The sequence below is a fragment of the Caproicibacter fermentans genome, from assembly GCF_009746625.1.
In the GTDB taxonomy this organism is placed as follows: domain Bacteria; phylum Bacillota; class Clostridia; order Oscillospirales; family Acutalibacteraceae; genus Caproicibacter; species Caproicibacter fermentans.
In genome coordinates, this window is record NZ_VWXL01000110.1 from 1 (window position 1) to 25,787 (window position 25,787).

Here is a 25,787-nt window from a genome sequence, read left to right on the forward strand (position 1 = left end):
CACTCCCCATCGGGTTTCCCCATCCGGATAAGTTGTGGGATGACAGGTGTAATTTCACCGTCCTTTCCTGATATTTTACCTGCCGCTTGCTAAAGGCGGTTTTTGATATATACCCTTACGGGCGCACGTAAAGCTCGGTCATACTGTTGGAGACCGGGGTGCCGGTGGCAAAGACCACGCCACGGCTTCCGGTCACTTCATCCAGATAGCGGCACTTGGCAAACATATCGGAGGATTTCTGCGCGTCCGTGGTGGAAAGGCCGGCCACATTCCGCATTTTTGTGTAGAGGAACAAATTCTTATAACTGTGCGCTTCGTCCACAAACATCCGGTCCACGCCCAACTGCTCAAAGGTGATAACGTCATCTTTTCTGTGGTCGGCCTGCAATTTCTCCAGCCGCGCTTCCAAACCCCGCTTGGTGCGTTCCAGCTGCTTGACAGTAAACTGTTCGCCGCCGCTGGCTTCCACCTCGGAAATGCCCTCGGTGATTTCCCAAATCTGCTCCTGCAGCAGCCGTTCCTGCCGCTCCTTGCTGATAGGGATACGCTCAAATTGGGAGTGTCCGATGATGATCGCGTCATAGTCGCCGGTGGCGATACGGGCGCAGAACTTCTTGCGCCGGTGGGTCTCAAAGTCCTTTTTAGTGGTCACAAGAATGTTGGCCGAAGGGTACAGCCGCAAGAACTCGGAAGCCCACTGTTCCGTCAGGTGGTTCGGCACCACAAAGATGGATTTCTGGCACAGGCCCAACCGCTTGCTTTCCATGGCGGCGGCCACCATCTCAAAGGTCTTGCCTGCGCCTACCTCATGGGCCAGCAGCGTATTCCCGCCGTACAGCACATGGGCAATGGCGCTTTTCTGATGCTCCCGCAGCGTAATTTCGGGGTTCATGCCGGAAAACACGATATGGCTTCCGTCATACTCGCGGGGCCGGGTGCTGTTCATTTCTTCGTTGTACTGGCGCACCAGGGCCTGCCGCCGTTCCGGGTCTCTCCAAATCCAGTCCTTGAAGGCTTCCCGGATGGCTTGCTGCTTCTGTGCGGCCAGGGTGGTCTCCTTGGCGTTCAATACCCGGCGCTCTTTGCCGTCCGGGTCCTCGATGGTGTCATAAATGCGAACATCCCGGAGATTCAGAGAATCCTCCAGGATGCGGTAAGCGTTGGCCCGGTCCGTGCCATAAGTGGTGTAGGCCGCGATGTTATTGTAGGGTATCTGGGTCTTGCCGGTGATCCGCCACTCGGCGGTGTAAGCAGCATAGTTTACATCAATGGAGCCGCGTAGATACCGGGGCGTATCAAAGGATTCGTACATAAATTGCCGGATGTATTCCTTATCAATCCAGGTCGCGCCCAGCCGCACCTCGATTTCCGATGCGTCCAGGTCCTTGGGCTGAGCCGCTTGCAGCGCTTCCACGTTGACCGTAAAGGCAGAATCCCGTTCCGCTGCCCGCTGTGCCGCCCGGAGCTTCTGCCGGACGTTGCCGGACAGATATTCGTCGGCGGTCTGCCAGCCGGAAAGCGGGTCGCTGCCATAGGCCGGGTCCTTGAAAATAACGCCGGTCAGATCGGTGGCAATTTCTTCGGTGGATTTGCCGGTCAGCTGGGACATATACTCCATATCCACCCTGGCTTTTTCCGCAATAGAGACAGCCAATGCTTCACTGGCGGTGTCCACCGTAGTCACCGCCTTATGGGGCTTGATGGTCCGTTTGGTGAACATATCCGCCTTGCGCTCCAGCTTTCCGTCCTCATCCAGCACCTCCAATGCACACAGGAGATAGTAGGAGGAATCGTCCGAAAAGGCCAGCCGGTTGCCACGGTCATTGATAAGCCCATATTTGGCGGAAAAGCTGTCGTAGAGCCGGTTCAGCTCTGCTTGCTTTTCCCGGATGGCGGCGTCCGGCGTGTATTCGTCCATTTGCAGGTCAATGAGCTGATGCACACAGTCCCGCAGAGCAACCATGCCTTTGACGCGGGCCTCGGCGGTGGCGTTCAAATCCGGGCGCATCATGCGGCTGTTCTCCCGAAAATATACTTCACCATCCACCACGGTGTAGGAATAATTCTTTACGTTGGGATCAGCCGGGAGGGAGGTGTCGATGGCTTCTCCGTCCCCCAGGTCAGGCAGTTCCGCTTCCTGATAGGTGCCGCGAATGGATTTGACCGCATCGTGGAGTTGATCGGAGAGTTGCAAGCCCTCAATCGGTTCCACGGTAAAATCCTGCCTGCCATATTGAGTGCTTTCGGAGGTCTGCCTGCCCAGAATCATCTCCGGGTGGTCCACAAAATAGCTGTTGATGGCAAAGCCATCCTCGTTCTGGCCCAGGTGTACCCAGTCCGGTTCAATGTCAATGGGCCGGTCACGTTTTTGTAAAAAGATAATATCGGAGACTACATCCGTACCGGCGTTGGCGCGGAAAGCGTTGTTTGGCAGGCGGATTGCCCCCAGGAGATCCGCCCGTTGGGCCAGGTATTTCCGTACTTCCGGGCTTTTGGCGTCCATGGTGTACCGGCTGGTGACAAAGGCCACCACGCCGCCCGGCCGCACCTGGTCCAGCGCTTTGGCGAAGAAATAGTTGTGGATGCTGAATCCCAGCTTGTTATAGGCCCGGTCATTGACCTGATACTGGCCAAACGGCACGTTGCCGATTGCCAGATCATAAAAGTCACGCCGGTCCGTGGTCTCAAAGCCTGCCACGGTAATATCCGCTTTGGGATAGAGCTGCTTGGCAATGCGTCCGCTGATGGAATCCAGCTCCACGCCGTACAGCCGGGAGCCGGACATTTCCTCCGGCAGCATCCCGAAGAAGTTGCCGACGCCGCAGGCCGGTTCCAGAATGTTCCCGGCAGTAAAGCCCATGTTGCCGACTGCTTCATAGATCGCCCGAATAACCGTGGGGCTTGTGTAGTGGGCGTTCAGGGTGGAGGCCCTGGCCGCTTCATATTCCGCCGGTGTCAGCACGGTTTTCAGTTCAAGATACTCCGTTGCCCAGGAAGCCTTGCTATCGTCAAACGCATCCGCAAGGCCGCCCCAGCCAACATACCCGGATAGGATTTTTTGCTCCTCCGGTGTGGCCGGACGGTGTTCTTCCTCGCATTTTTTCAAGAGCTGGATCGCCATGATATTGGCGCAGAATTTCTGTTTCGGGCCACCCTCGCCCAGATGCTCGTCCGTAATGTGGAAATTTTCTGCGGCAGGCGGGGTAGGCTCCGGTTCCTCCATATGCAGCCGTTCCACCACAATATCATAGGGCAGGCCATTTTTCTCCCCCGGATAGACCGTATCGCCCACCTGATAGGCCGGGGCCAGCGGGTCACGAGCCGGGGGCGTTGTGTCAGGGATAGCCTCCTGAATCCGCTGCCATTCTTCATCCGTGACAGTAACATCTACCTCATGGGTGGCTGCTCCGTCCCCAATGGTGATAGTATCTCCTTCACGGGTCACAGGCTGACCGGACAAATCCGGCTGCTCCGGGGCAGATGGTTGTTCCTCTTGGGCAATCCGCTCCACATCGCTCATTACTTGCCGGATAAACGGGTCGTTGTCCAGCTTTTCCGGGTCAACCACCTGACCACCAACAATACCACGCTGTTCCAGGGCCTCCCGGATAGCAATAGGGTCAATATTATCAAAGCGGTCCTGTTCTTCTTCTGTGAAAAACCGATCCTCCTTAATGAGCTGGGCAATCCGGCGCTGTACCTTCTGCCAGGAAAGATCTGTGCCAGCCCCCGGAACCGGGAACGCCGGGAGATCATCGCCGTATTCCTGTTTCAGCCATGCCGCTGTGCCTTTGTCGCGGGCATGGTCTTTCATGTAGCGGACTACTGCGTGTTTGCTCTGAATGTCGCCATTCCATTCCTGAAGTGCTGCATCAATAGCGGCCTGGGTATCCACGGGCCGCGCCGGTTCCGGGGCCGTTTTTGAAGGCTCCGGTTGGGGCATAGAAAAAGCGGAGGGCTGTCGGCTCTCCGCTTGCTGGATATATTCTGGATTTGCTCCTGCTCAGACAGGAACTGGTTTAATGTCAGTTGTTGATAAGCTCCGTCAGGATAATCTCCTCCGCCTGGGCCTTGCAGTTGTTCATCAGGCCCACCCACCGCATCGGGTCTCTGGCTTTCAGGGCTTCCGTCGCGCCCGCCGCTTTCGCCAGTTCTGGGATCATCTGCTCCAGACGGCCGTTCGCTGCCTCGTCGATCTCCTGCAGGTGCGCTGTCAGCTTTCCGGTCAGAAGAAGGTTGTTGTAAAGCGCCGTCCGATGTTCCTTCAGATAGGTTTTCCGCATCCTGCCGTACTTGCCCAGGGGCTTCTGCGGGGGCTGTTCCTCCAAGATCAGGGCGGGAATCTGATAATCCCCGTTCTGGATATAATGCAGTTCGCTCATTTGCCTGGCTCCTTTCATATTCGTAGTGCTTGATGGTTGCGCCAATCTGCCGTAGCACTTCCTGGCTGGACTGGCTGACCGCTGTACCCAGAGCTGTGACCACAGCGGGAGTATTGAAATCGAAAATACCCAGGAAATCCTCATGCTCGAAATAGGCTTCCGGCTCCAGTCCGCAGCGGGACATCAGCGCGTAAGTGATACTGACGGTGGCGGCGCTTCGGAAGGCTACTCCGATGTTGAAATCATCATATTCCTCCAGAAAGGAACCGTCAACGATGTGGAAAATGTCGCGCTGGTTCTCTGACCAATATTCATCGGCAAGCCGGGCAGCCACCTTTTCCAGTTGGTCGGCAAGGCCGTGTTCTGCTGAAATATCATAGGCTTTTTCCAACGCCTCCGTCACCGGGGCTTCATGTTCCGGGCGGTACTGCCAGAGATAAAGTTGACGGGCGTTTTCACGCCCGCCGGTATCGGAAACATCAAACACATAGCGCAGTTTCGGTCGGTCGCCGCTGTCATCCAGGAGAGCAATTCCCTTGGAACCGCGCTGCACATATCGGCCCATTGTATTGTTCCAGAGGTCATATTCCGCACAGGCGGTAGCATCGGGCCTCTGAGCGAAAATCATCATCTGCTCCGGGAAAGGGTACTTATACAACCGGGCGGCGGTGGTAAGAAAGGCCGTCCACCGCTGGTAGTTGCCGGTCAGCCCGGCGGCTACCTGTTCGGCCATCTGTGTATAGCTTTGCAGTTTATTCGGCATCCGCGTCCTCCTTGTCATCGAAGTCCGGGTACAGCTCCAGTGCCGCAAAGTCCGCATCTGTCATGGCCGAGAGCTTTTCCAGCGCGGAATCGGTGATAGCCATCAGCTCCGTTTCGTCCGGTTCCAGGTATTCCCGCATCTCCTTTAAGGCGTCCATCAGGCCCTGACGCGTACCGGTGTTGTAAATGCACATCAGATTGATCTCGTCAAAAGTAAAGTTTCCCATATCAAATCTCCCTTTCCGCGCTCTTTTTGGGCGCTGTCTTTTTGTGATCCTGTTTCGGCTGGCTGTGAAGCTGCTCCATCACGGATTTTTTCTTTTCCCGTTCCTCCCGGTGGACAGCCTCGGCCAAATCCATCAGTGAAATAGGCTGCTCGGAATGGACCTGTTGTTCCAGCTCGGCCACGGTCTGCCGGGGGCCGTTATTGATGATACCATCAATCATGCCGTAATCGTCCTCCACAGACATCTCGGCATTTTTTAGCGGATTATCTGGGGACAGAAAGTCGGGAAGCTCCTGAAATCCAACGCTGTCGCAGTAGTGACAAGATACCACGCCGTTTTGCTTGACGGCAACGATGTCGCTGACGCTGAGAGAGGGACTGTGATAGTCTGCCGGATGATGGAGATTAAATGCCTCATAAAGCATTTCCAGCTTTTGTTCGGTAGTTCCTTTTCCCGCCAGCTGTCCGGTATAGATCAGATCGTAATTACCGCGCTCAATGGCCAAACCGTGAGACTGCATCCAGTCCATATTCATAAAGCGCACGTTGTTCGGGTCCTCACGGCTTACCTGATAAATGGCGAAACAATCTCCCGCGTGGGCCAAGAAAGCGGCTTCCCGTTCTTCCTGGTGCTGCTGACGCTCCATGATTTTTTCATGGAACATGGGGCTTTGCTCCCATTCCTCGCGGGAAATGCCAAAAACGGTGCCGGGGGCCTGGGCTTCAAATTCCTCTTGGTCAAAGAGCATTTCTGCGCTGCCCCCGCTCACTATGGCATAGACAGTTAAATCCATATCGTACAGCTCCAAGGCTCTTTCTTTAGAGAGTGGCAGCATATCGCCGTCCATGTAGCCGCAGGCTTCCAGATCGGCCGCTTGCAGGACTTCATCCGGCATGGGATATTCGTCCAGCGCCTGCTCCGGTGCATCCGGCAGCATGGAGGCAGGCGGCACCTGGCTTTCCGGGGAGAGTGTTTCCTGCTCAACAGGAGCTTTAACCGTCTGTACGGATGCAGAAATATCCTGCACATGATCGTCCTCCCACTGGACCACCTCGCTTTGCATCTGCTGGCTGGCAGGCTGCAGCTCGGTAGCCTCCGCCGTCAGGTCAACGCCGCACTCTTTGCAAATCTCCGCAAAATGGCGATCAATGTCCGTAATCAGGCCATCGGCCGTCTTATTGATGCTTTCCAGACTGGCCCGGAGTTCCGACAGTTCCTTGCCCTTACTCCAGGAGGCAATATAGCCGAAGCTGTTCTCACCGGTCTGGATTCCATAATACTGGCAGACAGCGTAGGAGACGCTTTCGGCCTCCACTTCCTCGGTATTTCGGCTTTTGATTGCAGCCTGTACCGCAGAGGTATCTTCCTCAACCTCAAGCCGCCATTCAAACTGGTTTTCATCCACATACCGCCAACCGGCATCAGCCGCAAAAGCCTCCGCAGCGGCTTCCGTTTCAAAGCCCTGGCTGTAATCGTGCCGAGTGCCGCCCTCACTCACCATAACTACTTTCCATGATGGAACAGCCTCTGTTTTCTCCGGGTTGTGGAGCTTGGCATGGGTGATCTCATGGATCGCAGCTGAGATTGTCTGAACCTGGCTCATACCTGTGCGGATGGCAATGCGCTGGTTTTCCGTATCAAAGTAGCCGTCCATATTGGCGGCCATCGGCTCCAATTCCATGGGAACCGGGGAAGAACGGCGCAGAGACTCCATGAAAATCTCATAGTGCTGCACATCTCCGGTCAGGTCGCTGGCAAGCTGAGGCAGCGGTTTTCCTTCGGTCTGGCTCACATCGAATACAGATACCACCTTGAACATGGGTATCTGGACTTCTTTTTCCTCCACAATGGCCTTGCCGTCCTTGTCCAGAATCGGAGCCTTGGTGTCAGGGTCGCGCTTGATTTCCTCCACCTTTTTCTTATAGGGCGTGGGCGCAATAATCTTGATACCCTTTTCACCGCGTTTCACATGTCGGCCAAACTGATCGCGCCACTTGTTGAAACCGGCAACCTGGGTGGCGTCCGGTTTTTGCATATGAATGAGCATTACGTTGTTGACGGAGTAATGGTGGAACCGGGACATGACGCGGAGGTATTGCATATATTTGTCGCTCTGAAACAGGTCTTTGATGCCCTGCTCAATGCCCTCGGTGATTTCCCGTAATCGTTCTTTATTGGTAACTTTCTGCTCTGGCATAGTTAGTCAGCTCCTTCCTGAATCAAGTTTTAGGCAAAAAAGGAGCAACCGCTTCCGGTTGCTCCTTTGAGTGTTTTACAACTTATATTAATAATAATATCTTTGATGATTAAATCGAACGCTATCTAAAGCTTTTTGTAATTCAGAAGAAATCCGCCCTTTTTCGTCACATAGCCCATAGGATCTGGCTAAGCGGTATGTTTTGTGCGAACTTTGAATGCGACCACCACATCTTAATAAGTAGTCCATGTCCCTTTCGTCAAGGTTTGCAAAGAAACTTAACATTTGATCTGAGAAACTGTTGGGCAATAACGTCTGGATTGCTTTAATATAGTGCGATGTTTCTTGTGCCTCTTGGCGCATTTCTTGAAGGTTTTCGACAAGGAGATTATACTCCAAACTTTTCTCAGTCAATTCAGAATGATATTTTCGCAGCTCCTCTAACAACTCTTCCGTTTGCCCTGACTTCTCGTGCGCGTCAAGAGTTTTAATTAAATTTTCTATAATATTAGAAATTTCATCTGTTTTCCCATGAAGTTCAGTCTCTTTTTCTGCCTGTCCAGAATCTAAATGATCTATACGAGAAAAAAGATTTTCAAATTTTTCACCAAAGCGTTCTTCAATTCGTCCCAGTAGAACAGACTGATCTTTCATAAAATCATATGAACTGTCATAGAACTTGCTGCTTGTCTCATCTGCCTTAAAGTAGAAAAAGATAGAGATAAAAATTGAAAAAAACGCAAGTAACGTTGAGAGTATGCTATCTACAGTAAAGCCTGTACGATAAATTGAAAAACAGATGAGAACGGTAAAAATGATAGAAACAAGCGCAATTGTGACGGATATAATAATTTTCACGATATCCTTAACCGTGTATTTTTTACCGCAACCTGACTCATTATCTTTATTTTCTTGTTGACTCACAAGCACCCCTCCATTCATGGCATATTATAGCATAAATTGTCATAATCAGATAGAATGTTTTTTATTTTTTGAAGTTTCTTGGCGGTGCATATCCAGCCATTTTAGCACGCGCACTAGCTGCTTTGCGGCGTTCTTCGCTGTACGGCTCCCGGACTAGCACACAGCCCTTGGGGACAACATAGCGGTTCGGGCCGTCCGGCTGGATCTGCTGCGGATATTTCTCAGACAGTCGGGCCAGCTTCACCAGCAGCTTGGGGTCTTGGGTATAAACGCTGGCAGTCGGCTCTGCCTGGTTATAGAGAATAATGGTTTCCTTCTCGTATTTGGATAGCTTCATAGGCTGTTACCTCCGCTTCGGACTGGCTACGTCAAACTCCAGCTTGAACCCCACATATTTACCACCGGTATCATCCAGCACCACCGTAGCGTCATAGGTCTTTCCGGTTTTTTCAGAGTAGCAGCCGGTGAGCCTTGCCCGTCCGGTGGACAGCAACTCCGTCACCAGCGCCTTGGTCGGCTTCTTTTTCTTGGCCGTGAAAAACTTGTTTTCTTTCCAGATAGCAAAGCCGCAGTCCCGGTTTTCACAGACGAATCCCTTGCTGATCTCCACCACGGAGGCCCCGCAGCGGGGACATTTACCCAGACTCTCTTTATCGCTGGGAAACAGTGCAGCAGCATCTTTTACCGCCTCATAGCGGCCGGTTAATTCTGTGAGCATAGCCGCGATCTCGGAAAGAAACGCATCAGGCTCCGCACCGCCACGTTCGATCTCTTTCAGGCGATGCTCCCATTCGGCAGTCATGGAGGGTGACTGTATCTGGTCCGGCAGTACCGTGATCAGGGCCACGCCCTCATGGGTAGGCATCAGATGGGTAGCCTTTTTGACCTTTTTTCGCTCTACAAAGCCCACCTTGATGAGCTTTTCCAGAATCCCGGCACGGGTGGCCGGGGTTCCCAGTCCTTTTCGCTCCGCATCCTCCGGCATTTCTCCGGCACCGGCAGTCTCCATCGCAGAAAGCAGCGTATCCTCCGTAAAATGGGCCGGCGGAGAAGTCTTTCCCTCTTTCACGGCGGCAGTTACCACAGAGAGGTTGTCGCCTTCAGAAAGAATCGGCAAAGCCCAGGCCTCCTTTTCCGGCTCCGGCTTGTTTTTCAGAGTGTCTTTGTAACGCCCACCCAGTTCCCGCCATCCGGGATTTAAGATAACACGACCTTTAGCCTTAAACTCCTGACCGGCACACTCTACCACAACAGAAGTTTCTGCATAGGCATAGGGCTGGCCCACAGCACACAGCAGCTGGGCGCAAATGAGCTGTAAAAGGGCCAGCTCCCCGGCAGGCAGGGCCGAGAGGTCCGTTTCCCGAATACTCTGTGTGGGAATGATTGCGTGATGGTCGCTGACCTTGGAATCGTCAATGACCTGGGCGGGATTACAGCGAATGGTCAGCTTCTCCGCAAACGGCATGGCTTTGGCGGTGGTATTGACCAGCAGCGGCAGGCTTCCGGCCATGTCCGAAGTCAGATACCGGCTGTCGGTACGAGGGTAGGTTGCCAGTTTCTTTTCATAGAGGCTCTGCAAATAGTCCAGCGTCTGCTGGGCGGTGAATCCCAACAGCCGGTTGGCCTCTCGCTGGAGGGTTGTCAAATCATAGAGGGCAGGCGGCTTTTCTGCCTTTTCTTTGCGCTCCACGGATTTGACCGTGGCATGAGCTGCCGTGAGGCAGGCTGCTTGAAGGGCCTCTGCCTGGGGCTTGTCCGTGATCCGCTCCGATGCAACTGTGAAATCAGAGAACGCCACTGTCACTGTATAAAACGGGGTCGGCTTGAAAGCGTCAATGGCCGCTTCCCGCTGGACGATCAGCGCAAGGGTCGGGGTCATCACTCGTCCAATGTTCAGGGTGCGGTGATAAAGGATGGAAAAAAGCCGGGTGGCGTTGATGCCCACCAGCCAGTCTGCCTGCACCCGACACAGGGCCGCCTCATAAAGCCGGTCATAGTCCACCGAGGGTTTCAAGTGGGCAAAACCGTCCCGAATGGCACTATCCTCCATTGAAGAAATCCAGAGACGTTCCACCGGCTTTTTACAATTCGCCTGTTCATAGACCAGGCGGAAGATCAGCTCACCTTCGCGCCCGGCATCAGTGGCGCAGACCAGAGAGGCCACATCCGGCCGTTCCATGAGCTTTTTCAGGGTATCAAACTGTTTTCTGCTGTCCGGGAGAATGGTGTAGGCCCAATGCTCCGGCAGAATCGGCAGGTCGGCCAGCGCCCATTTGGCGTAGTTTTCTCCGTAGGCGGAGGCATCGGCCAATTCCACCAGATGGCCCACGCACCAGGAGACAAGAAAACCGTTGCCCTCCAGATAACCGTCCTTCCGGCTATTCGCGCCGAGAACTGCAGCGATGGATTTTGCCACAGAGGGCTTTTCCGCAATGACCAGCTTCATTTCGTGGTTCCTCCTTCCTTGGGTTTGGGCTTGATGATAAGGTCACGATGACACAGGCCGAAACAAGCCCGTCCATAGCTGGAGCAGCCATAGCAGCGGTGACTTTTCGGCAGCGCCGAAAGGCAGGTTTCCCGCCCGCCCATCGGCTTCTGCTGCATCATGCGTTCAAAGGGACTGTTGGTGAAGTAGGTCATTTACCCTCACTTCCCGTGCCGTCCTCATCATCTTCCTCGTCCAGCTCATCCTCCGGCATTTCCGCATCTTCCTCGTCATTCTCGTCCTCAAAGTCATAATCATCCAAATCGGGGGATGTCTTGGTTTTCGGCTTGTTTTTGATGAACTTGATGTAGGCAAAGGCACCGCCGCCACCCAGGGCTGCAATCAGCAGCAGTACCAGCAGACCGGCAGCCGAATTGCTCTTTTCCGGTTCTGGCTCCGGTTCCGTAGTGGGTTCCGGCTCCGGTTCAGCAGGCTTGGTTTCCTTACCGGCGCACTCGGTCATATTGGTGGCACAGACGGGGCGTTCGTATTGACTGCGCCTGCCACACATTTTTCTGAGCAGGTGCAGACCACGGGCGCTGTTTCTTCTTCCTCGGCCAGCGCCGACAAATCGTCCGTATCCACCGGATTCAGGAAATAGGTCTTGAACTGTTCCTCGTCCTCATTTACCGGCGCATCATAGTCGATCACCAGATAGAAGATATTGCCGTCCCGGTCCTCAATGGTGATGAACTGCTTATTGGTGGCCTTGTCATAAAGCAGGTCACGAGTCACGATGTCCGTTTCCTCAGACAGCGGTTCGCCGGATTTCGGCTCCGACACCGTTTCGATGGGTTCCGTTTCCTCAAATTCCGGGCCGCCGCCCGCAAATGCCGTGACAGAAAAGGCGCTCATGCAGAGAACACATACAGCCAGACAGGTCAGGAAGCGCAGCTTAGATTTCTTCATGGTCAGATTCCTCCATTTCTCCCCGCATGACAGCGGCGGGGTCGGTTTTCATGGTCTGGATCAGCACGGCAAGCTGGGTAATATCCAGGCTGTGCGCGTGAATCAGCTCCAGAATGTCGTTGTTCTCCAGCTCTGTAATCTGCCGCTCAATTTCCCGGTTGCGGCTCTGAAGCTCGGAGATTTTGTTCTTGTTTTTATCCAGCTCACTGCGGAGCTTGTTGATCTTGGCGTTCATGGTAAAATCCCTCCTTTACGGCAAACGGCCAAAGGTGTAAAAGTGTTGCTGCCAGTACGATGTATTGATGCTGGCGTAAGAGATGGGATTTCCGCAGTGGATCATCATCCCATCGCCCACATAGATACCCACATGGCTGACGCCCGGCGTGTCATAGGTCCCCTTGAAGAAAATCAGATCACCGGGACGCGCGTTGGCGGAGGACACCGGGGTACAGATGTCGCAAAGCCCCTGTGCGCCCAGCCTGCCCACATTCCAGCCGGAGTGGTTGATGACCCAGCTTACAAAGCCGGAGCAGTCAAAGGAAGTGCTGGGGGTGGAACCGCCCCACACATAGGGGTAGCCCAGGTATTTTTCTGCTTCCTTCAGCATGGCGGCAAAGACTTCATCTTCCAGCGCCTCCGGCGGCACATCGTAATCCAGATAGTCCTCTCTGGTGGAGGCATTGGGATTGCCTGCGAACAGGTCCGGCCGGTTGCCCAGGGTCGCCATATACACGGCATACATACTGACCTGTTCCTCGCCCATGATATAGACCGGCAGATGGGACAGGTCGAAGTTTTCCAGGGTTACATAGCAGATGTAATAATCATAAGGGACTTCTTCGCTGGTTTCTTCTCCGGTTTCCGGGTCCGTGGAGGTTTCGGTGCGGTAGCGGGTTTCCACCACCACATTCTCAGTGAGCGTGTACTGACGGTCAAAGAGCATGGCAAGCGTTCCCTGTACCTCAGAAAGCGTCCATTCTCCCTGATGGTAGGCGGTGAGAATGGAAATCAGCACATAGGGGTCGTGCTTGATCTCATCCAGGTCATAGTGATACTCGTCATATCCGCTGTGCAGGCTCTCATAATGGTCGATCTCATACTGAAGGTCAGCCTCCATCTGTGCGTAAGCAGCCTCCGCACCCAGCATATCCTCATCACGGGAGGGATAGGTGGAACCGGCGAGGCCGGACATTCCACCCTCCAGCAGAACCGAACAGGAGGAAAGGCTGTTCAGGAAAAAACACAGAATGAGAAACAGCGCGATGGCAATGCCGAATCCGCGCCGGTGCCGCCAGACAAAGCTGCCTGCCTTTTTCGTCTCCTCGGCAGTCTTTTTAGCGGCCTTGGCCGTATTGTCCGCAGCCTTTGCCGCAGTACCGGCAGTCTGTCCGGTGCGCTTGGCGGCGGCATACTGCTTTTTGATAGCCTGCTTTTGCTGCCAACGGGAAAGGGGGTTGCTGAAGCTGGACGGATTGTCCTGCATGGTTTTCTGATACAAGGCATTGACAGTGGCCTTTTCCAGCTTTTTCTCCGCCCTTGCCGCAGCCCGGTAGGGCCGCAGCTTTTGGGAGCGGTGGGCAGAAGCGGCCAGATGTGCGCCGCCCTCGGCAGTTTCCTCCAGACGGTGGGCGCTTTCCACGCCCACATTGTCCTCCTCGGTCTCTCCGATTTTTCGGTGCATCTGAACGGCAATCGCCTGACCGGGAGCCGTTGTGACAGCATGGGCCAGTTTGGAGGCCGGTGCAGGCTGATCCACTTCCTCAAAACGAAGGCGCACCGTTTTCTTCCCGGTGGCCGGGTCAACAGTGCGCTTTTTGACTTTCTTCTTTTTCTTGGGAATTTTGGCCCGCGCCTCCTCCGCTTTGTCAGCGGCCTTATCTGCCTTGCGGATATGTTCTTTCAGCCGGGAATCCTCACGCTCGGCGTCGGTAAACTGGAGACGGGGATTGTTCTGCTTACTCAAACCACTCACCATCTGCGATTTCTTCCAGCATGGACTCCAGTTCGCCATAGACAGCCAGATCGCCGGGAACGCTGGACACATTCAGCATCAGCTCCGTCAGAAGGGAGCAGAGAATGAACAGTGCCTTTCCGTCGAAGTGGTCCTTGTCCCAATCCGGGACAAGCTGGGATTGCAGCTCGGCCAGACGCAGAATACCGGCCAGACCGCGCTCATTGAGCCTTGCGCCCACGCGCTGGGCCTGAACAAAGGTGGACAGAGCCAGTGTGGTATCTGCCAGCACCGACACTTTTTTCTTTGCCAGTGCGTCCTGTTTGAAGATAGAAGTATCCATAAATTTACGCCTCCTTTTTGATTTCATTGGGTTTGGTGGTCATTACGGCGTACAGCTCGGTATCCTTCGGGAACCGGTCAATGAACGGCAGAATGACATTTCCGTAAAACAAAAGCCCCTCACCCTCGCCGGAATGGGTCACATAGGAGAGCTGATGGGGGCTGATATTGAGCTGCTTGGCCAGAATCTGCCGGTCACCGCCAGCCTGGTTGAGCATATACACAAAGTCGCTGTTCTCAAAGATGTTCTCTACCTCACGGGAGGAAAGCAGGTCCTTGACATTCTGGGTGATGCCGGTTGGAATACCGCCCCACTTTCTGAACCGCTTCCAAATCTCCACACTGTATGCGGCAGTCTGTTCCTCTTTAAGCAGCAAATGGAACTCGTCCATGTAGTATCGGGTGGACTTGCCTGCGGCGCGATTGGCGGTGACGCGGCCCCATACCTGATCCTGGACAATGAGCATCCCCAGTTTTTTTAACTGCTTGCCCAGCTCCTTGATGTCGTAGCAGACGATGCGATTGTTGACATCCACATTCGTGCGGTGGTTAAACACGTTGAGGGAGCCGGACACATAGATTTCCAGCGCGGTGGCAATGTGGTGGGCTTCTTTCTCGTCCTGCTTCAAAAGAGCCTCATATAGATCACCCAGAATTGGGATGTTCTCCGGGCAGGGGGCATTGAGGTACGGCTGATAAATCAGGCGCACACAACGGTCAATGACGGTTTTTTCCACAGGCTGCAATCCGTCCCGGCTGCCCACCACCAACTCACACAAGGACAAAATAAAATCCGCCTTCAGAGAAAGCGGGTTTTCATCGTCAGAATAGTTTAAGTTGATGTCCATAGGGTTGATGTAGTCGGAGCTGGTCGGAGAAATACGAATGACCTGACCGCCCAGCCGCTGCACCAGCGGGAAGTACTCTCCCTCCGGGTCACAGATGGCAATATCGTCCCCGGTGATGAGGAACGCATTGGTGATCTCGCGCTTGGCGGAGAAGGACTTGCCGCTGCCCGGCGTACCGAGAATCAGGCCGTTAGGATTTTTGAGCTTTTTCCGGTCCACCATGATGAGGTTGCTGGACAGGGCGTTCAGGCCGTAATACAGAGCCTCGCCGCCGGATTGGAAAAGCTCCTGGGTGGTAAACGGGATAAAGATTGCGGTGCTGGAGGTGGTAAGACTGCGCTGAATCTCCACCTGATTGAAGCCCAGCGGCAGGCTGCTCATCAGCCCCTCCTCCTGCAGGTAGTCCAGGCGCACAAGCTGGCAGTTGTACTTCTGCGCGATGCTGGACGCCTGGAACACGTTGTTGTCAAGCTGCTGCTTGGTGTCGGCGGTATTCACCAGCAGAAACGTCATCAGGAACATTCGCTCGTTGCGGCTTTGCAGCTCCTTCAGAAGATTCTTCGCCTCGGTGCCGTAGGTGGCAAGGTCGGAGGGAATGATGTCCATATCGTATCCGGCCCGAACCGCTTTTTTCTGCTCCTCGATCTTCATCTTGTCCAGATCGGTGATCTTGCGCTTGACTGTCTTGATGGCAGCTACCTGGTCCACAGACTGAATGTGCATTGTGGCGATCAGGCTGCTCTCCATATCCAGAAAGTCTGCCAGCATCCGGTCATTCAGCTCCGGTGCCAGGATTTGCAGGAAGGACACCGCACCAAACTTCTTGCCCATACGGAAGGTGCGCCCTTCCTTGAACTCAAAGGAGGAGGGTGCGATAAAGTCCTTGGTGGACAGCCCGCTGGCTGCCAGCCAATCCCAGGAGAACTGAAACCGGCTCTGATCGTCCATGTGGAAGATGTCGTGCATCAGGCGCAGGCGTTCCAGTCCGTTTAAGGTGGCAGCAGATACACCCAGCCGCTTGAAGTTGTTGAGAATATCGTTTTCGATGCGCTCCAGCCGGGGCTTTGCCGTCTTGATGCTGTCAGCCTCGATACCAAAGGTCAGAAACTTGGTCTTGGTCAGGCCGTTGTTGCCCTTGGCAAGCTGATTCTGGAGCATTTCAGCATACTCGGCCCGGATACTATCAAAAGCATCATTCTGGGGCGGGATAAAAATGCTCTGTTCAAAGCTCTCCATACTGGCGGTAAGGTTCAGGAACGAAAACTGAAATCGGATGGAGCTGTCAAAGTAGTTGAGGAAATCACACCAGGCATCAAAAATGGCGCTCTTGTCCTCGTTCTGAGAAAGCTGATAGTTGATGTCCTGAAACTGGATGGTCTTGGTGTAGAAATTGCCGATCACGCGGCATACACCGTCCGGCCACATCCGCTCATAGGGAATGGACTGCTGGACCGACTGCTGTTTCTTATCCGTCCGCTTCGCCCGTTCGATGGCGGCCGCGATCTCCCGGCGCTCGGCGCGGGTCAGCTTTCTTTTTTGTGTCGTTTTTACAGACAATGCGTTGTACCTCCTTGTCCAAATGATACTGCCGGTCTAACACGGCATAGAAATTGTCGGTCTGATAAGGCCGGTGCTTGGGGCGGACGAACCGCACCTGCACATAGTTGTGAATCACTTTTTCAAAGGGCTGGCCGTTCTTTTCATACATGGCGAACAGAAAGAACGGCAGCATCACAAGCACCATACACAGCGAGGCGGTGCTGGTACTGATATAAGATTTGAGCAGGAAAAACAGCGGAACGCCGACCAGTGCGCCGCTGCCGAAACAGATGAGCTGTCTCTTGGTGAGGTTGAACATCACCTTGGTTTTTACCTTGCTCAAATCCTTTGGCACGTTGACATAGGCCATAGAGGAAAGCCTCCTTTCATGGGTTAGTGGGCATTAAACACGCTCTTGGCAAGGCTGCCGGTCTTAAAGAGGGTGAAGCACAGCAGCACCGTATAACCCATGCAGGTCCAGATTGCCGCGCTGATGTCGCTCTCCAGCGCGATGTTCTGCACCAGAACGGCATAGATGCCCACGCAGATGATAATGAGAAATGCCTGAAAGCCCAGGGCAAACAGGGAGCGGAGATAATTCTGGCCCATCTGTCCCCATTCCCGATTGAGCATGGTCGCCATCGGGATCGGGGCCACGGAAGTCACCAGATAGATCTCCACCATACGGCCATACACGATGATGAAAATACAGATCGTCAGCGCCCACATGGTAATGCCCACAAAAAGGCTCTGGAACCAGAGACCGAACAGCGGCCCCAAATCCATCTCCATCAATCGAGCCTCCATGTCCGTGACCACACTGGAAATATCAATGGAGGCATCCGAGATGATGACGCCCGCTGCGTTATTGACCACGCTCTGAGCCACATCAAATACGCCCATGACAATATTCCAGGTGTTGGTGACGATGAGAATGGCGCAGGCCGTCTTGAAAATCCACTTGAAGAACATCCAGGTATCCACATCGTGGAGATTGTTTTTGTCCGTAATCAACTGGATCAGCTCCAGCGTCATCACAAAGGCCAGGATGGCACCGGCAATCGGGACAATGACTGTTTCCGAAAGGTTCTGCACCATCGAAAACACGCCGCTGTTCCATACCTGCGGAGTGGTTCCCACCTGGGTGGAGATTTCCCCAACCTTTTGGTTTACATGGTCGAACATCCCGGACAGGTTGCTCATAATGCCGCTGACCAGCAGTTCTTTGAGCCATTCTGTGATGGAATCCCATAAGAAATCCAAACGCTTGACCTCCTTTCTTGCCCCTCCCGCATGAAGCGGAAGGGGCAGAGGATTTCTTGAGGCTCAATGATTGTCCGAACCGTCCGGGGCCGGAAGTTCAATCCAAAGACATTCCGGTGCCAGCGCCGCAATATTGCCGCCAGCCAGCACCATATCCAGGCCGCGCCGCTTCAGGCTTTCGTCCTCGTTTTCGTAGCCCTCCAACAAGGTGATAGCACCCCAGATACCCAGGCCAGCGCCAATGGAAATGACAAGGATTTGCATGATTTCCTGTACCGTATATTCCGGCTTGGAAAGATCGTTCGGTTTCATAAAAGCCTCCTTACAGTGAATGGTTGGTGAACGGGTTGCAGGGGTTCGGGATTAACCGAACAGGCCGGACAGCAGGGGAACCAGGGTGATGCCGATGAGAGCCACGCCGCCGCCTGCCATGAGCTGCTTCATGCCCTGACTCTTTGCACCGGGATTGTCATTGCCATAGCCCTCCAGAAGATTGATCGCACCCCAGATGCCGAGACCGGCACCGAGCGCCACAACGAGGGTCTGAAGAACACCAACTGCAGAATTGAAAAATGCCATAATAAAGTACCTCCAAATATTTTATTGTTTGGAAGGCACGCTTTCCTCGTTCCAAGATCAGGCTGCGTTAAGCGGGGGCAGCCTCCCCATCGGGCAGGGTAATATCAAAGGCTTCAAACCGTTCGCCCGGCTTCGGTTTAAGCCTGGTGGAAAGAAAACGCTCTATGTTGAAGGCGTTTTTCTTATCAAAATCGGATAGGTATTTGTAGTTCGGGTGCTTGGTAATGTCGTACTTGTCCGACAAAAACGGCCGCACACCGCGAAGCTGGAGGATGCACTTACTGCCGTCCAGAACGGCCAGCTCATCCACGGAAGCCAGCTCCTTGCCCAGCTTCTGAAAGTTCTGCCCGTGGCTTTCCTGCGTACCCTTGGTGACGCTGGTGTTATACATATCAATGGTTTCCTTGCCCAGTGCGGCACTCAGTTCCTTTAATGTCGTAGGCTCCGAGCCGCCCAGGAAGATACGGGCATCCATGTTGCCGATGATGGTGTCACAGTTGTCCTTATACAAGGCTTTGAGCTGAGACTGTGCCTGAAGGACCAGACAACACGAAATTTCGCGGGAGCGGATCGTTGCCACCAGCTTTTCCAGACGGGGAATCTGCCCGATGTTGGCCGCCTCATCAATGAGGCAACGCACATGAACCGGCAGACGGCCTCCATACACATCATCGGCCTTTTCACACAGCAGATTGAAAAGCTGGGTGTAGGCCATAGAGATCAAAAAGTTAAAGGTGTCATCGGTATCGCTCATAATGAAGAACAGAGCCGTTTTCCGGTCGCCCAAGGTGTCCAGCTCCAACTCATCATAAGCGGTCAGCTCCCGCAGCTCCTGAATGTCAAAGGGGGCCAGACGCGCACCGCAGCTAATCAGAATCGACTTGGCTGTTTTTCCGGCAGCCAGCTTGTATTTTTTGTACTGGCGTACCGCAAAATGGTTGGGCTTACGCTTTTCCAAATCCTCAAACATCAGGTCAACGGGGTTCTGAAAATCCTCATCGTCCTCCCGTGTCTCCATCGCGTTCAGGAACTCAATCAGGGTGGAAAAGTTCTGCTCCTCCTCCGGGGCCTCATAATGGATGTAGCCGATCAGCGCCGTGTAAAGCAGCGTCTCCGCTTTGAGCCAGAAATCGTCCCCGCCCTTGCCTTCACCTTTGGTGTTGGCAATCAGGGTCGTGACCAGCTTCAAGATGTCCTTTTCGCTGTGAATATAGGAGAAGGGGTTGTAGTGCATGGACTTCTTGAAATTGATGGTGTTCATGATCTTGATGCGGTAGCCGTTGCGCTGCAGGAGCTTTCCGCACTCGACCACGATACTGCCCTTGGGGTCTGTGACCACAAAGCTGGTGGGATACGACTTGGAGGTGCATTGCATCAGGTTGGGCTTGAGCCAGAAGCGGGTTTTGCCGGAACCGGAACCGCCGATGATCAGCACATTCTTATTCCGGGCGTACTTGGGATTCTTTGGCCGGTTGCTCATCATCAGGCTTTCCGTCTGTGTGAGTATGATGTTGTTTTCAAACACCGGATCGACAAAGGGCTTGATGTCCTCTGCCGTCCCCCAGCGGGCGGAACCGTACTCAATGTCCTTGCGGTATTTCTTGGCGTTCTTGCCTTTCACATAGACTGCCAGCCACAGGGCTGCACCGCAGAGCAGGCCGATGAGCAAATCCTGCGGGTGAAAGCTGGGTAAGAAGGACTGAAATGCGGCGGCGAAGCCCTCCGGCAGATGCAGCAGCTTCGTGGAAGCATCCACACCGGCGGCCAGCCGCCATGCCTGTCCCAGCTTGGTGGCAAAGAGGCCAATCAGCAGATAGGGCAGGTTCAGCAGCAGGAGCTTCTTGATGTTGATCTGTTTCATCGTTCCAGCTCCTTTCGCTTGGTTCGGTCCACCACGGCGTTTTTCACCAGAGCCTTGAATTTCTCCAGCTTGCCCAGCACAGATTCGCGCCGCTCCGCTTTTTTGAGCTTCGTGGCTGCGTACTTCTCAAAGGCGGCATTCATATTTGCCTCGTTGGGAGCCTTGAAGAAAATCTGAAAATGGCCCTTTTCCGTCTCAAAGACGGTATAGCGGACGCCGTGTTCTCTGGCAATACGGTCAAAATCCCGTAGGCTCTTGTCCTGCACATCGAGCTGGCGCATATCGCCATGCTCCTGCTGCAACTCCTCCATGCTGACCTTGCCGAAGGACTTTACGTCAGGACTGTCCCGGCTGGCCTGCAATTTCTTTTCCTTGCGGTAAGCCAGGTACTTGCACAGGGCAGCCTTTAACACCCGGCCGGAAAACTTTGTCGCATTGATGCCCAGAGTGAGCGTCCTGTTTTCAACTTCTTCCTGCATTTCTCATCACTCCTTTCCGTCAGATTTGCAGGGAGGCGACTTTCACTAAGGCGGCACCACCAACCGCCGGAGCAGATATTTCAGCATTATGGAGCCTCCGTTACCGTACCTGGTCTTTGCGGTCATAGAACAGATCTCCGCGAATGACCCTGGCGTGGGACAGAATTTTGATATTCCCGCGTTCCTGGTTCTCCAACGCTTTCTGATAACCGGCGTCAGCGAGAAACAGCCTCATCCTGTCTCCCTTGAAACCAACCGGCGAATCGTGGGTCAGCACATCAAAGATAATCATGTGGCGGGTGTTCTCATCGAACCGGGCCAAATCCAGGTAGTCATGGCCCTTGTAATTTTGCGCTCCGGCCTTGATACGCATTTCCTCCATCAGCTCGCCAATGGTTTTACCCATGCTGATTTCCTCCTTTCTCCCGTCCCTGGCCCTTGACGGTGAGCAGGCCGTCCAGAGTGGTAGCGGTGATCCGGAGCCGCTCCGCAATGGCAATATCATTTTTCATGGCCTCGTCTACGGTATCGCCGCAGACTACCAGCACATGAGCACGCCGGAGAAAATCGCGGGCAATGTCGATGCTGTCCTTATGCTCCTGCGGGATGGCATCGTTGAGAAACAGAGGCAGGAACAGAAGCGGACAGACCGGCGAAAAACCGGCATCATAAACGGCCCGGCAGTAACGGGCGGCGGTTTCAGTGTTCTCAAATTCGTTGCTGCCCCATGGGGCAGTGATGTAAGCCAAAGGTCGCTTCATGGCATATCCTTTCTCCCGGATGTCCGGGCATAAAAATAGGCGGCCATCAGCCGCCGTACATATCGTGGTTTACCAGCGCCGTGTAATAGTTCCCGATGGTGGTGGGTGCATTGAACAGCGCCGCCAGCAGGTATTGCTTGATGTTTCGGATTTTGGTGGTGTTCTGCCTCATGCAGTCCATCACAAAGCGGACGTGATCGCAGTTCAGTTTCAGAAGCCGGGACTTCACGACTTCATGGGAGAAGTCGCTGCCAGCTACCCGTGTGAACTTTCGCTTGGCGCAGACCGTCTCTACCATGATCTCAACGATTTCGTCCAGATCTTCCACATACGGTCCTGCATCTTTCCGCAGAATGTCGTACTCGATGTTTTCCAAAATCAATTCCCGATAGCTTTCCATTTCGCTCATGGGCATCGCTTCCTTTCGTTTCGGTTCCGGCGGGCTTCCCGCCGCATACCCACGGAAAGGAATCGAATCGATATTTGATCCATCTGTAATTGATTTTTGGGTATTTAATTCTTCTATATTTAATTCTGCGGGCTTTTCCAGATATGGCGTGTCCATATCCGGGGAAACCATATCCGGGTTTTCCGTATCTGGTGAATCCGTATCCGGGGTTTCAGCTTTGTGGGGCTGCTCGTAAATGATGTACTCCGTATCGCTGATCCTGCCATTGGCACCACGCAGCTGATGCCGGACGATGTAGCCGTTGTTTTCCAGCTCTTTCAGGGCAGAACCGATAGCATCCACGCCCTCTTTGCAGATGGCGGCCAGCCCCCGCGTGGTGTAGTTCCATTCATCCGGGAGAGACAGCATCATAGACAATAGGCCCTTGGCTTTCAGGGTCAGGTTCTGATCTCTCAAGTGATAATTGGACATTACGGTGTAATCGCGTGTGCGTTGGACGCGAAAAACAGCCATTGACTTCACTCCTTCCTTGCGCCGGTTGGCATGAAAAAAGCCGCAGTCACTTCAAACTGCGACAAATCAGTGTTTCTTGCTCTTTTTCCTGTCGTACAGGATATGGCCCTCAATGATGTGGGCAGTCCGCTTGATGCGGATTTCTCTGCGGTTCTGGCTCTCTAACGCCCTCCGATAGCCTGCCTCGCTCAGAAACAGGCGCATTTCATCACCGGGGCTGCCGTAAGGGTTGCCCTGCTTGCGGACAACAAACTCAATCATCCGGCAGGTGCTGTCCCGGAACCGTTCCACGGCCAGAATGTCATGGCCTTTCATCTCCCGAATGGGAATATCACTCATACACCGGCTCCTTTCTCAGCGTTCCTGCTGTTGCTGGCGTTTGCGCTGCCATGCTTCCAGCAGCTTGATGATGGTTTCCTCCATCTTCTTGGGGGTGTAGCTCTTGGGAAAGTATTTCCGCAGGGTGTCAGAGGTGAGCGTTACGCGGTCCAGCTCGCTTTTCTTTTCCTCAGACATAATGGCAAGCATCACATCTTCGGTCAAACGCCCTTCCTGGCTGAACTTCTTCATGCGCTGGGCCTGCGAAAGAGAAGGGGTAGCCTGTTCATAGTCCATTGTCTCAACAAGCCGTGCCTGTTCCTCCGGTTTGAGAAAGGACAGCTCGTAGGCCGGACTAAGGGCGATTTTCTTTTCATCTACCATATCCAACAGAGGGGGAATCAGCTCGGTCAGGCGGATATAACGCATAACTTGAATACCACTTTTTTCACCGGCCTCTTGCGCCACCCTATCACGGGCGCTCAACTTCTGTTCAACTTGAACAGAAGTGAGGTCCGTTCTGGCTCCTTGGTGCTTAACGGCCTCCAATTTCATCTTATAAGCAAAAGCCCGCTCACTGGGGAGCAGGCTTTCACGCTGGAGGTTGCTGTCAACCATAATAATAGTGGCAGCGTCATCGTCCAGATCACGGACAATACAAGGCAAAGTTTCTTTCCCGGCCAGTTCACTGGCATGGTGTCGCCGGTGTCCCGCAACCAGCTCATAGCCTCCATCCGCATCGGGACGCACGATGGCAGGAACCAAAACGCCGTACTGCCGAATACTGTCCGCCGTTTCCATCATGGCCTCGTCATCCTTGACCTTAAAGGGATGGTCCTTAAACGGATGCAGTTCAGACAGCGGGATTTCCACTACTTTTTCGCGGCTGGCGTCGGCGCGGCTTTCCTCGGTGGAAAACAGATCATCTACCGATGCCAGCTTTACATTTTTCGCGCTGCTTTTCAATTTTCAGCACCTCCTTCGTCAGATTTTTGTAAGCGGCGGCCACCTTGCCCTCCGGGTCGTGGGCGTAAATACTCTTACCCTCGGCGCTGATTTCCTTGGCCCGGACGGAGTGTGGAATCTCAGAACCGAATACTTTGATTTTGGAACCGTAGGTTTCCCGCAGCAGGGCGCTGATCTCTTTGGCAAAGTTGGTGCGGCTGTCTACCATGGTCAGCATAATACCGTCAATTTGCAGCTTGGGATTGATTTGCCGCCGAACCTTGTTGATGGTCTGCAAAAGCTGTTCCAGTCCTTTGGCGGGCAGATACTCCGCTTGGACGGGAATCAATACCCTGTTGGCGGCTGCCAGTGCATTGACTGTGAGCATACCCAGGGAGGGCTGGCAGTCAATTAAAATATGGTTATAGTCCCGTTTCACTGTGTCCAGATACTGCCGCAGAATGGTTTCCCGGCTCATAGCGTTTACTAGGGACACCTCCATGCCGGAGAGCTGAATATCCGCAGGCATCAGGTCAACACCCTCCGCATGGTGCAGAATACCCTCGCCGGGCTGGATGGGCGTATCGGTCAGCACCTTGCCCATCATATCGGAGAGCGTGACCGGCAGCGTGTCCGGACGGGAATAGCCCAGGCTGATAGACAGGCTGCCCTGGGGATCGCCGTCAATCAGCAGCACCTTCTTTCCTTCCTGTGCCAGTCCAATGCCGAGATTGGCGCAGGTCGTTGTCTTGCCAACGCCGCCCTTTTGGTTGGCGATGGCGATGATCTGTGTATTCATCGTTATTACCTCCATAAAAATAAGGACACTTCACACCATGCGAAATGTCCTTACAGATTTCTGATTCAGTTGTAGACAGTTGTTTTGTTGATCTTGGAAATTCACTTAAGGTTTCCGAAACAATCGGTTAAATTTAGCTTTATCTTTTGATTGATGAAATGAGCGATGTATTGATTTTTGAGCCATTTATTGGTACAATAATGATAGTTTACGGATATGCGAGGATGTTATGAAAAACAAAAAACCGCCCTATGAAATCACGAATACGATCATTGATTCTGTTGCGGAAATTGCCGAGCTGGTAGGCAGGCTCACATCAACCAACCAGCTTTCCAGCAACCCGACTTTGTGCCGGAGCAATCGTATTCGCACCATCCACGGCTCCCTTGCCATTGAACAGAATACGCTCAGCTTGGAACAGGTAACTGCAGTCCTCAACGGTAAGCATGTCTTGGCTCCACCCAAGGATATTGCAGAGGTCAAGAATGCCTATGAGATTTACGAGCGGCTGGACGAGCTGGACCCCTACTCCGTAGATGATCTGCTGACCGCTCACGGCATCATGACACGAGAATTGGTGGATGAGTCAGGAATGTTCCGTACCCGGCCTGTGGGTGTTGTAGATCAGGAAGGGCGTGTCCTGCATTTTGGAACGTTGCCGCAGTATGTCCCGGATTTGGTCATGGAGCTGCTGGACTGGGTGAAAAACAGCGATGTGCATATACTAATCCGCAGTTGTGTGTTCCATTATGAGTTTGAACTGATCCACCCCTTTGCGGATGGAAACGGCCGTGTGGGCCGTCTGTGGCATACGTTGCTGCTTTCCAAATGGAACCCGGCTTTTGCTTGGCTACCGGTGGAATCCATCATCCATGACCGCCAGCAGGAGTATTATGCAGCCATCAATGCTTCCAATGATGCCGGAGAATCCACGGTGTTTATTGAGTTTATGCTATCAGCAATCAAAGCATCGCTCATTGACGCTATCAATGCGAGAGATGATGTGAGCGATGGAGCGATGGATAAGGCAACGATGCGGTGGAAGCAGATTGAGAAGTTCCTGGAAACACATCCGTATATTATGAACGCAGATGTCCGTGCGCTGTGCGGCGTTTCAGCGGCTACAGCTAATCGGATTCTTGCGAGTTTAGTCGCAGAGAGTAAACTCGTGAAATACCGTGAAGGTGGGCATTGGGGATATAAGCTATTAGAACAATAGGCGCTTTCCTATATTGCCGAGTCCACCTAATCGTAATAAAATTCACTAATCAACAGTGATCCATTAATTAAGGCA

General features: G+C 53.6%; 25 protein-coding genes and 2 pseudogenes. 2 read left to right on the forward strand and 25 right to left on the reverse strand.

Features of this window, described 5'->3' with window-relative positions:
• Positions 1-127: 127 nt before the first annotated feature.
• Together CAFE_RS19195 and CAFE_RS20240 are read right to left on the reverse strand one after the other, a co-directional pair.
• Positions 128-3,664: pseudogene (locus tag CAFE_RS19195) on the reverse strand (SNF2-related protein); the annotation flags it as partial.
• A gap of 361 nt (positions 3,665-4,025) precedes the next feature.
• On the reverse strand, positions 4,026-4,382 hold the full coding sequence (locus CAFE_RS20240; RefSeq protein ID WP_166525191.1) for a TnpV protein: 357 nt from the start codon (positions 4,380-4,382) through the stop codon (positions 4,026-4,028).
• Positions 4,383-4,524: 142 nt separating this feature from the next.
• Here CAFE_RS20240 and CAFE_RS20245 point away from each other — a divergent pair, with 142 nt between their 5' ends.
• Positions 4,525-4,686: a hypothetical protein gene (locus CAFE_RS20245; protein ID WP_166525192.1), complete on the forward strand. Its 162-nt coding sequence runs from the start codon at positions 4,525-4,527 to the stop codon at positions 4,684-4,686.
• Positions 4,687-5,134: 448 nt separating this feature from the next.
• On the opposite strand, the gene CAFE_RS19200 is transcribed toward CAFE_RS20245, so the two are convergent.
• The 23 genes and pseudogenes from CAFE_RS19200 to CAFE_RS19310 form a co-directional block, all read right to left on the reverse strand.
• Positions 5,135-5,371, reverse strand: coding sequence for a transposon-transfer assisting family protein (locus CAFE_RS19200; protein ID WP_156991477.1), 237 nt, complete (start codon positions 5,369-5,371; stop codon positions 5,135-5,137).
• Position 5,372: 1 nt separating this feature from the next.
• Positions 5,373-7,568, reverse strand: a complete 2,196-nt coding sequence (locus tag CAFE_RS19205) for a YodL domain-containing protein (protein ID WP_156991478.1) — start codon at positions 7,566-7,568, stop codon at positions 5,373-5,375.
• Positions 7,569-7,655: 87 nt separating this feature from the next.
• The gene (locus tag CAFE_RS19210) at positions 7,656-8,492 is read right to left on the reverse strand and encodes a hypothetical protein (protein WP_156991479.1); all 837 of its coding nucleotides are present in this window, start codon (positions 8,490-8,492) and stop codon (positions 7,656-7,658) included.
• Between the two features lie 61 nt (positions 8,493-8,553).
• Positions 8,554-8,829, reverse strand: coding sequence for an immunoglobulin (locus tag CAFE_RS19215; protein WP_156991480.1), 276 nt, complete (start codon positions 8,827-8,829; stop codon positions 8,554-8,556).
• Positions 8,830-8,835: 6 nt separating this feature from the next.
• Positions 8,836-10,938 carry a DNA topoisomerase 3 gene (locus CAFE_RS19220; protein ID WP_156991481.1) on the reverse strand — a complete coding sequence of 701 codons (2,103 nt, stop codon included), beginning with the start codon at positions 10,936-10,938 and terminating at the stop codon, positions 8,836-8,838.
• Positions 10,935-11,132 (reverse strand): hypothetical protein, encoded by a 198-nt coding sequence (locus tag CAFE_RS19225; RefSeq protein WP_156991482.1) that lies wholly within the window; start codon positions 11,130-11,132, stop codon positions 10,935-10,937. The genes CAFE_RS19220 and CAFE_RS19225 overlap by 4 nt, the downstream gene beginning before the upstream one ends.
• Positions 11,129-11,886, reverse strand: a pseudogene (locus tag CAFE_RS20750) (DUF4366 domain-containing protein). The gene CAFE_RS19225 and the pseudogene CAFE_RS20750 overlap by 4 nt, the downstream one beginning before the upstream one ends.
• Positions 11,873-12,121 carry a DUF4315 family protein gene (locus tag CAFE_RS19235; RefSeq protein ID WP_156991483.1) on the reverse strand — a complete coding sequence of 83 codons (249 nt, stop codon included), beginning with the start codon at positions 12,119-12,121 and terminating at the stop codon, positions 11,873-11,875. The pseudogene CAFE_RS20750 and the gene CAFE_RS19235 overlap by 14 nt, the downstream one beginning before the upstream one ends.
• 15 nt (positions 12,122-12,136) lie before the next feature.
• Positions 12,137-13,861, reverse strand: coding sequence for a C40 family peptidase (locus CAFE_RS19240; protein ID WP_233452887.1), 1,725 nt, complete (start codon positions 13,859-13,861; stop codon positions 12,137-12,139).
• Positions 13,842-14,180, reverse strand: coding sequence for a DUF3851 family protein (locus CAFE_RS19245; RefSeq protein WP_057572687.1), 339 nt, complete (start codon positions 14,178-14,180; stop codon positions 13,842-13,844). The genes CAFE_RS19240 and CAFE_RS19245 overlap by 20 nt, the downstream gene beginning before the upstream one ends.
• Before the next feature lie 4 nt (positions 14,181-14,184).
• Positions 14,185-16,584: a VirB4-like conjugal transfer ATPase, CD1110 family gene (locus CAFE_RS19250; RefSeq protein ID WP_156991486.1), complete on the reverse strand. Its 2,400-nt coding sequence runs from the start codon at positions 16,582-16,584 to the stop codon at positions 14,185-14,187.
• A complete protein-coding gene (locus CAFE_RS19255) occupies positions 16,493-16,936 on the reverse strand; it encodes a PrgI family protein (protein ID WP_156991487.1) in 444 nt (147 codons plus the stop codon). The genes CAFE_RS19250 and CAFE_RS19255 overlap by 92 nt, the downstream gene beginning before the upstream one ends.
• Positions 16,937-16,959: 23 nt before the next feature.
• Entirely contained in the window at positions 16,960-17,769 is an 810-nt protein-coding gene (locus CAFE_RS19260) for a VirB6/TrbL-like conjugal transfer protein, CD1112 family (protein ID WP_413814451.1), read from the reverse strand.
• 123 nt (positions 17,770-17,892) lie between these two features.
• Positions 17,893-18,141, reverse strand: coding sequence for a Maff2 family mobile element protein (locus CAFE_RS19265; RefSeq protein WP_156991489.1), 249 nt, complete (start codon positions 18,139-18,141; stop codon positions 17,893-17,895).
• A 51-nt stretch (positions 18,142-18,192) separates the two neighbouring features.
• Positions 18,193-18,408, reverse strand: coding sequence for a Maff2 family mobile element protein (locus CAFE_RS19270; protein ID WP_021633195.1), 216 nt, complete (start codon positions 18,406-18,408; stop codon positions 18,193-18,195).
• A gap of 67 nt (positions 18,409-18,475) precedes the next feature.
• The gene (locus CAFE_RS19275) at positions 18,476-20,269 is read right to left on the reverse strand and encodes a VirD4-like conjugal transfer protein, CD1115 family (protein WP_156991490.1); all 1,794 of its coding nucleotides are present in this window, start codon (positions 20,267-20,269) and stop codon (positions 18,476-18,478) included.
• Entirely contained in the window at positions 20,266-20,748 is a 483-nt protein-coding gene (locus CAFE_RS19280; protein WP_057572693.1) for a PcfB family protein, read from the reverse strand. The genes CAFE_RS19275 and CAFE_RS19280 overlap by 4 nt, the downstream gene beginning before the upstream one ends.
• Positions 20,749-20,848: 100 nt before the next feature.
• Positions 20,849-21,154 carry a DUF5720 family protein gene (locus CAFE_RS19285; RefSeq protein WP_156991491.1) on the reverse strand — a complete coding sequence of 102 codons (306 nt, stop codon included), beginning with the start codon at positions 21,152-21,154 and terminating at the stop codon, positions 20,849-20,851.
• Positions 21,147-21,509: a DUF7768 domain-containing protein gene (locus tag CAFE_RS19290; RefSeq protein WP_154468194.1), complete on the reverse strand. Its 363-nt coding sequence runs from the start codon at positions 21,507-21,509 to the stop codon at positions 21,147-21,149. Before CAFE_RS19290 ends, CAFE_RS19285 begins: the two co-directional genes overlap by 8 nt.
• Before the next feature lie 46 nt (positions 21,510-21,555).
• On the reverse strand, positions 21,556-22,431 hold the full coding sequence (locus CAFE_RS19295; RefSeq protein WP_156991492.1) for a DUF6017 domain-containing protein: 876 nt from the start codon (positions 22,429-22,431) through the stop codon (positions 21,556-21,558).
• Between the two features lie 66 nt (positions 22,432-22,497).
• Positions 22,498-22,770 (reverse strand): DUF5720 family protein, encoded by a 273-nt coding sequence (locus CAFE_RS19300; protein ID WP_156991493.1) that lies wholly within the window; start codon positions 22,768-22,770, stop codon positions 22,498-22,500.
• A gap of 15 nt (positions 22,771-22,785) precedes the next feature.
• Positions 22,786-23,715 carry a ParB/RepB/Spo0J family partition protein gene (locus CAFE_RS19305; RefSeq protein WP_156991494.1) on the reverse strand — a complete coding sequence of 310 codons (930 nt, stop codon included), beginning with the start codon at positions 23,713-23,715 and terminating at the stop codon, positions 22,786-22,788.
• Positions 23,672-24,493 carry a ParA family protein gene (locus CAFE_RS19310; protein ID WP_156991495.1) on the reverse strand — a complete coding sequence of 274 codons (822 nt, stop codon included), beginning with the start codon at positions 24,491-24,493 and terminating at the stop codon, positions 23,672-23,674. The genes CAFE_RS19305 and CAFE_RS19310 overlap by 44 nt, the downstream gene beginning before the upstream one ends.
• Before the next feature lie 229 nt (positions 24,494-24,722).
• Between CAFE_RS19310 and CAFE_RS19315 the strand changes: the two genes are divergently transcribed.
• Positions 24,723-25,712: a Fic family protein gene (locus tag CAFE_RS19315; RefSeq protein WP_156991496.1), complete on the forward strand. Its 990-nt coding sequence runs from the start codon at positions 24,723-24,725 to the stop codon at positions 25,710-25,712.
• The last annotated feature ends 75 nt before the right edge of the window (positions 25,713-25,787 follow it).

Excerpts from the sequence above, each read along its gene's own strand:
- CAFE_RS20240 (WP_166525191.1), bottom strand. The coding sequence starts at position 4,382 with ATGAGCGAACTGCATTATATCCAGAACGGGGATTATCAGATTCCCGCC.
- CAFE_RS19260 (WP_413814451.1), bottom strand. The coding sequence starts at position 17,769 with ATGAGCAACCTGTCCGGGATGTTCGACCATGTAAACCAAAAGGTTGGG.
- CAFE_RS19240 (WP_233452887.1), bottom strand. The coding sequence starts at position 13,861 with ATGGTGAGTGGTTTGAGTAAGCAGAACAATCCCCGTCTCCAGTTTACC.
- CAFE_RS19285 (WP_156991491.1), bottom strand. The coding sequence starts at position 21,154 with ATGGGTAAAACCATTGGCGAGCTGATGGAGGAAATGCGTATCAAGGCC.
- CAFE_RS19315 (WP_156991496.1), top strand. The coding sequence starts at position 24,723 with ATGAAAAACAAAAAACCGCCCTATGAAATCACGAATACGATCATTGAT.
- CAFE_RS19290 (WP_154468194.1), bottom strand. The coding sequence starts at position 21,509 with ATGAAGCGACCTTTGGCTTACATCACTGCCCCATGGGGCAGCAACGAA.
- CAFE_RS19215 (WP_156991480.1), bottom strand. The coding sequence starts at position 8,829 with ATGAAGCTATCCAAATACGAGAAGGAAACCATTATTCTCTATAACCAG.
- CAFE_RS19265 (WP_156991489.1), bottom strand. The coding sequence starts at position 18,141 with ATGAAACCGAACGATCTTTCCAAGCCGGAATATACGGTACAGGAAATC.
- CAFE_RS19220 (WP_156991481.1), bottom strand. The coding sequence starts at position 10,938 with ATGAAGCTGGTCATTGCGGAAAAGCCCTCTGTGGCAAAATCCATCGCT.
- CAFE_RS19280 (WP_057572693.1), bottom strand. The coding sequence starts at position 20,748 with ATGCAGGAAGAAGTTGAAAACAGGACGCTCACTCTGGGCATCAATGCG.
- CAFE_RS19245 (WP_057572687.1), bottom strand. The coding sequence starts at position 14,180 with ATGGATACTTCTATCTTCAAACAGGACGCACTGGCAAAGAAAAAAGTG.
- CAFE_RS19295 (WP_156991492.1), bottom strand. The coding sequence starts at position 22,431 with ATGGCTGTTTTTCGCGTCCAACGCACACGCGATTACACCGTAATGTCC.
- CAFE_RS19235 (WP_156991483.1), bottom strand. The coding sequence starts at position 12,121 with ATGAACGCCAAGATCAACAAGCTCCGCAGTGAGCTGGATAAAAACAAG.
- CAFE_RS19275 (WP_156991490.1), bottom strand. The coding sequence starts at position 20,269 with ATGAAACAGATCAACATCAAGAAGCTCCTGCTGCTGAACCTGCCCTAT.
- CAFE_RS19270 (WP_021633195.1), bottom strand. The coding sequence starts at position 18,408 with ATGGCATTTTTCAATTCTGCAGTTGGTGTTCTTCAGACCCTCGTTGTG.
- CAFE_RS19300 (WP_156991493.1), bottom strand. The coding sequence starts at position 22,770 with ATGAGTGATATTCCCATTCGGGAGATGAAAGGCCATGACATTCTGGCC.
- CAFE_RS19200 (WP_156991477.1), bottom strand. The coding sequence starts at position 5,371 with ATGGGAAACTTTACTTTTGACGAGATCAATCTGATGTGCATTTACAAC.
- CAFE_RS19205 (WP_156991478.1), bottom strand. The coding sequence starts at position 7,568 with ATGCCAGAGCAGAAAGTTACCAATAAAGAACGATTACGGGAAATCACC.
- CAFE_RS19255 (WP_156991487.1), bottom strand. The coding sequence starts at position 16,936 with ATGGCCTATGTCAACGTGCCAAAGGATTTGAGCAAGGTAAAAACCAAG.
- CAFE_RS20245 (WP_166525192.1), top strand. The coding sequence starts at position 4,525 with ATGCTCGAAATAGGCTTCCGGCTCCAGTCCGCAGCGGGACATCAGCGC.
- CAFE_RS19225 (WP_156991482.1), bottom strand. The coding sequence starts at position 11,132 with ATGACCTACTTCACCAACAGTCCCTTTGAACGCATGATGCAGCAGAAG.
- CAFE_RS19310 (WP_156991495.1), bottom strand. The coding sequence starts at position 24,493 with ATGAATACACAGATCATCGCCATCGCCAACCAAAAGGGCGGCGTTGGC.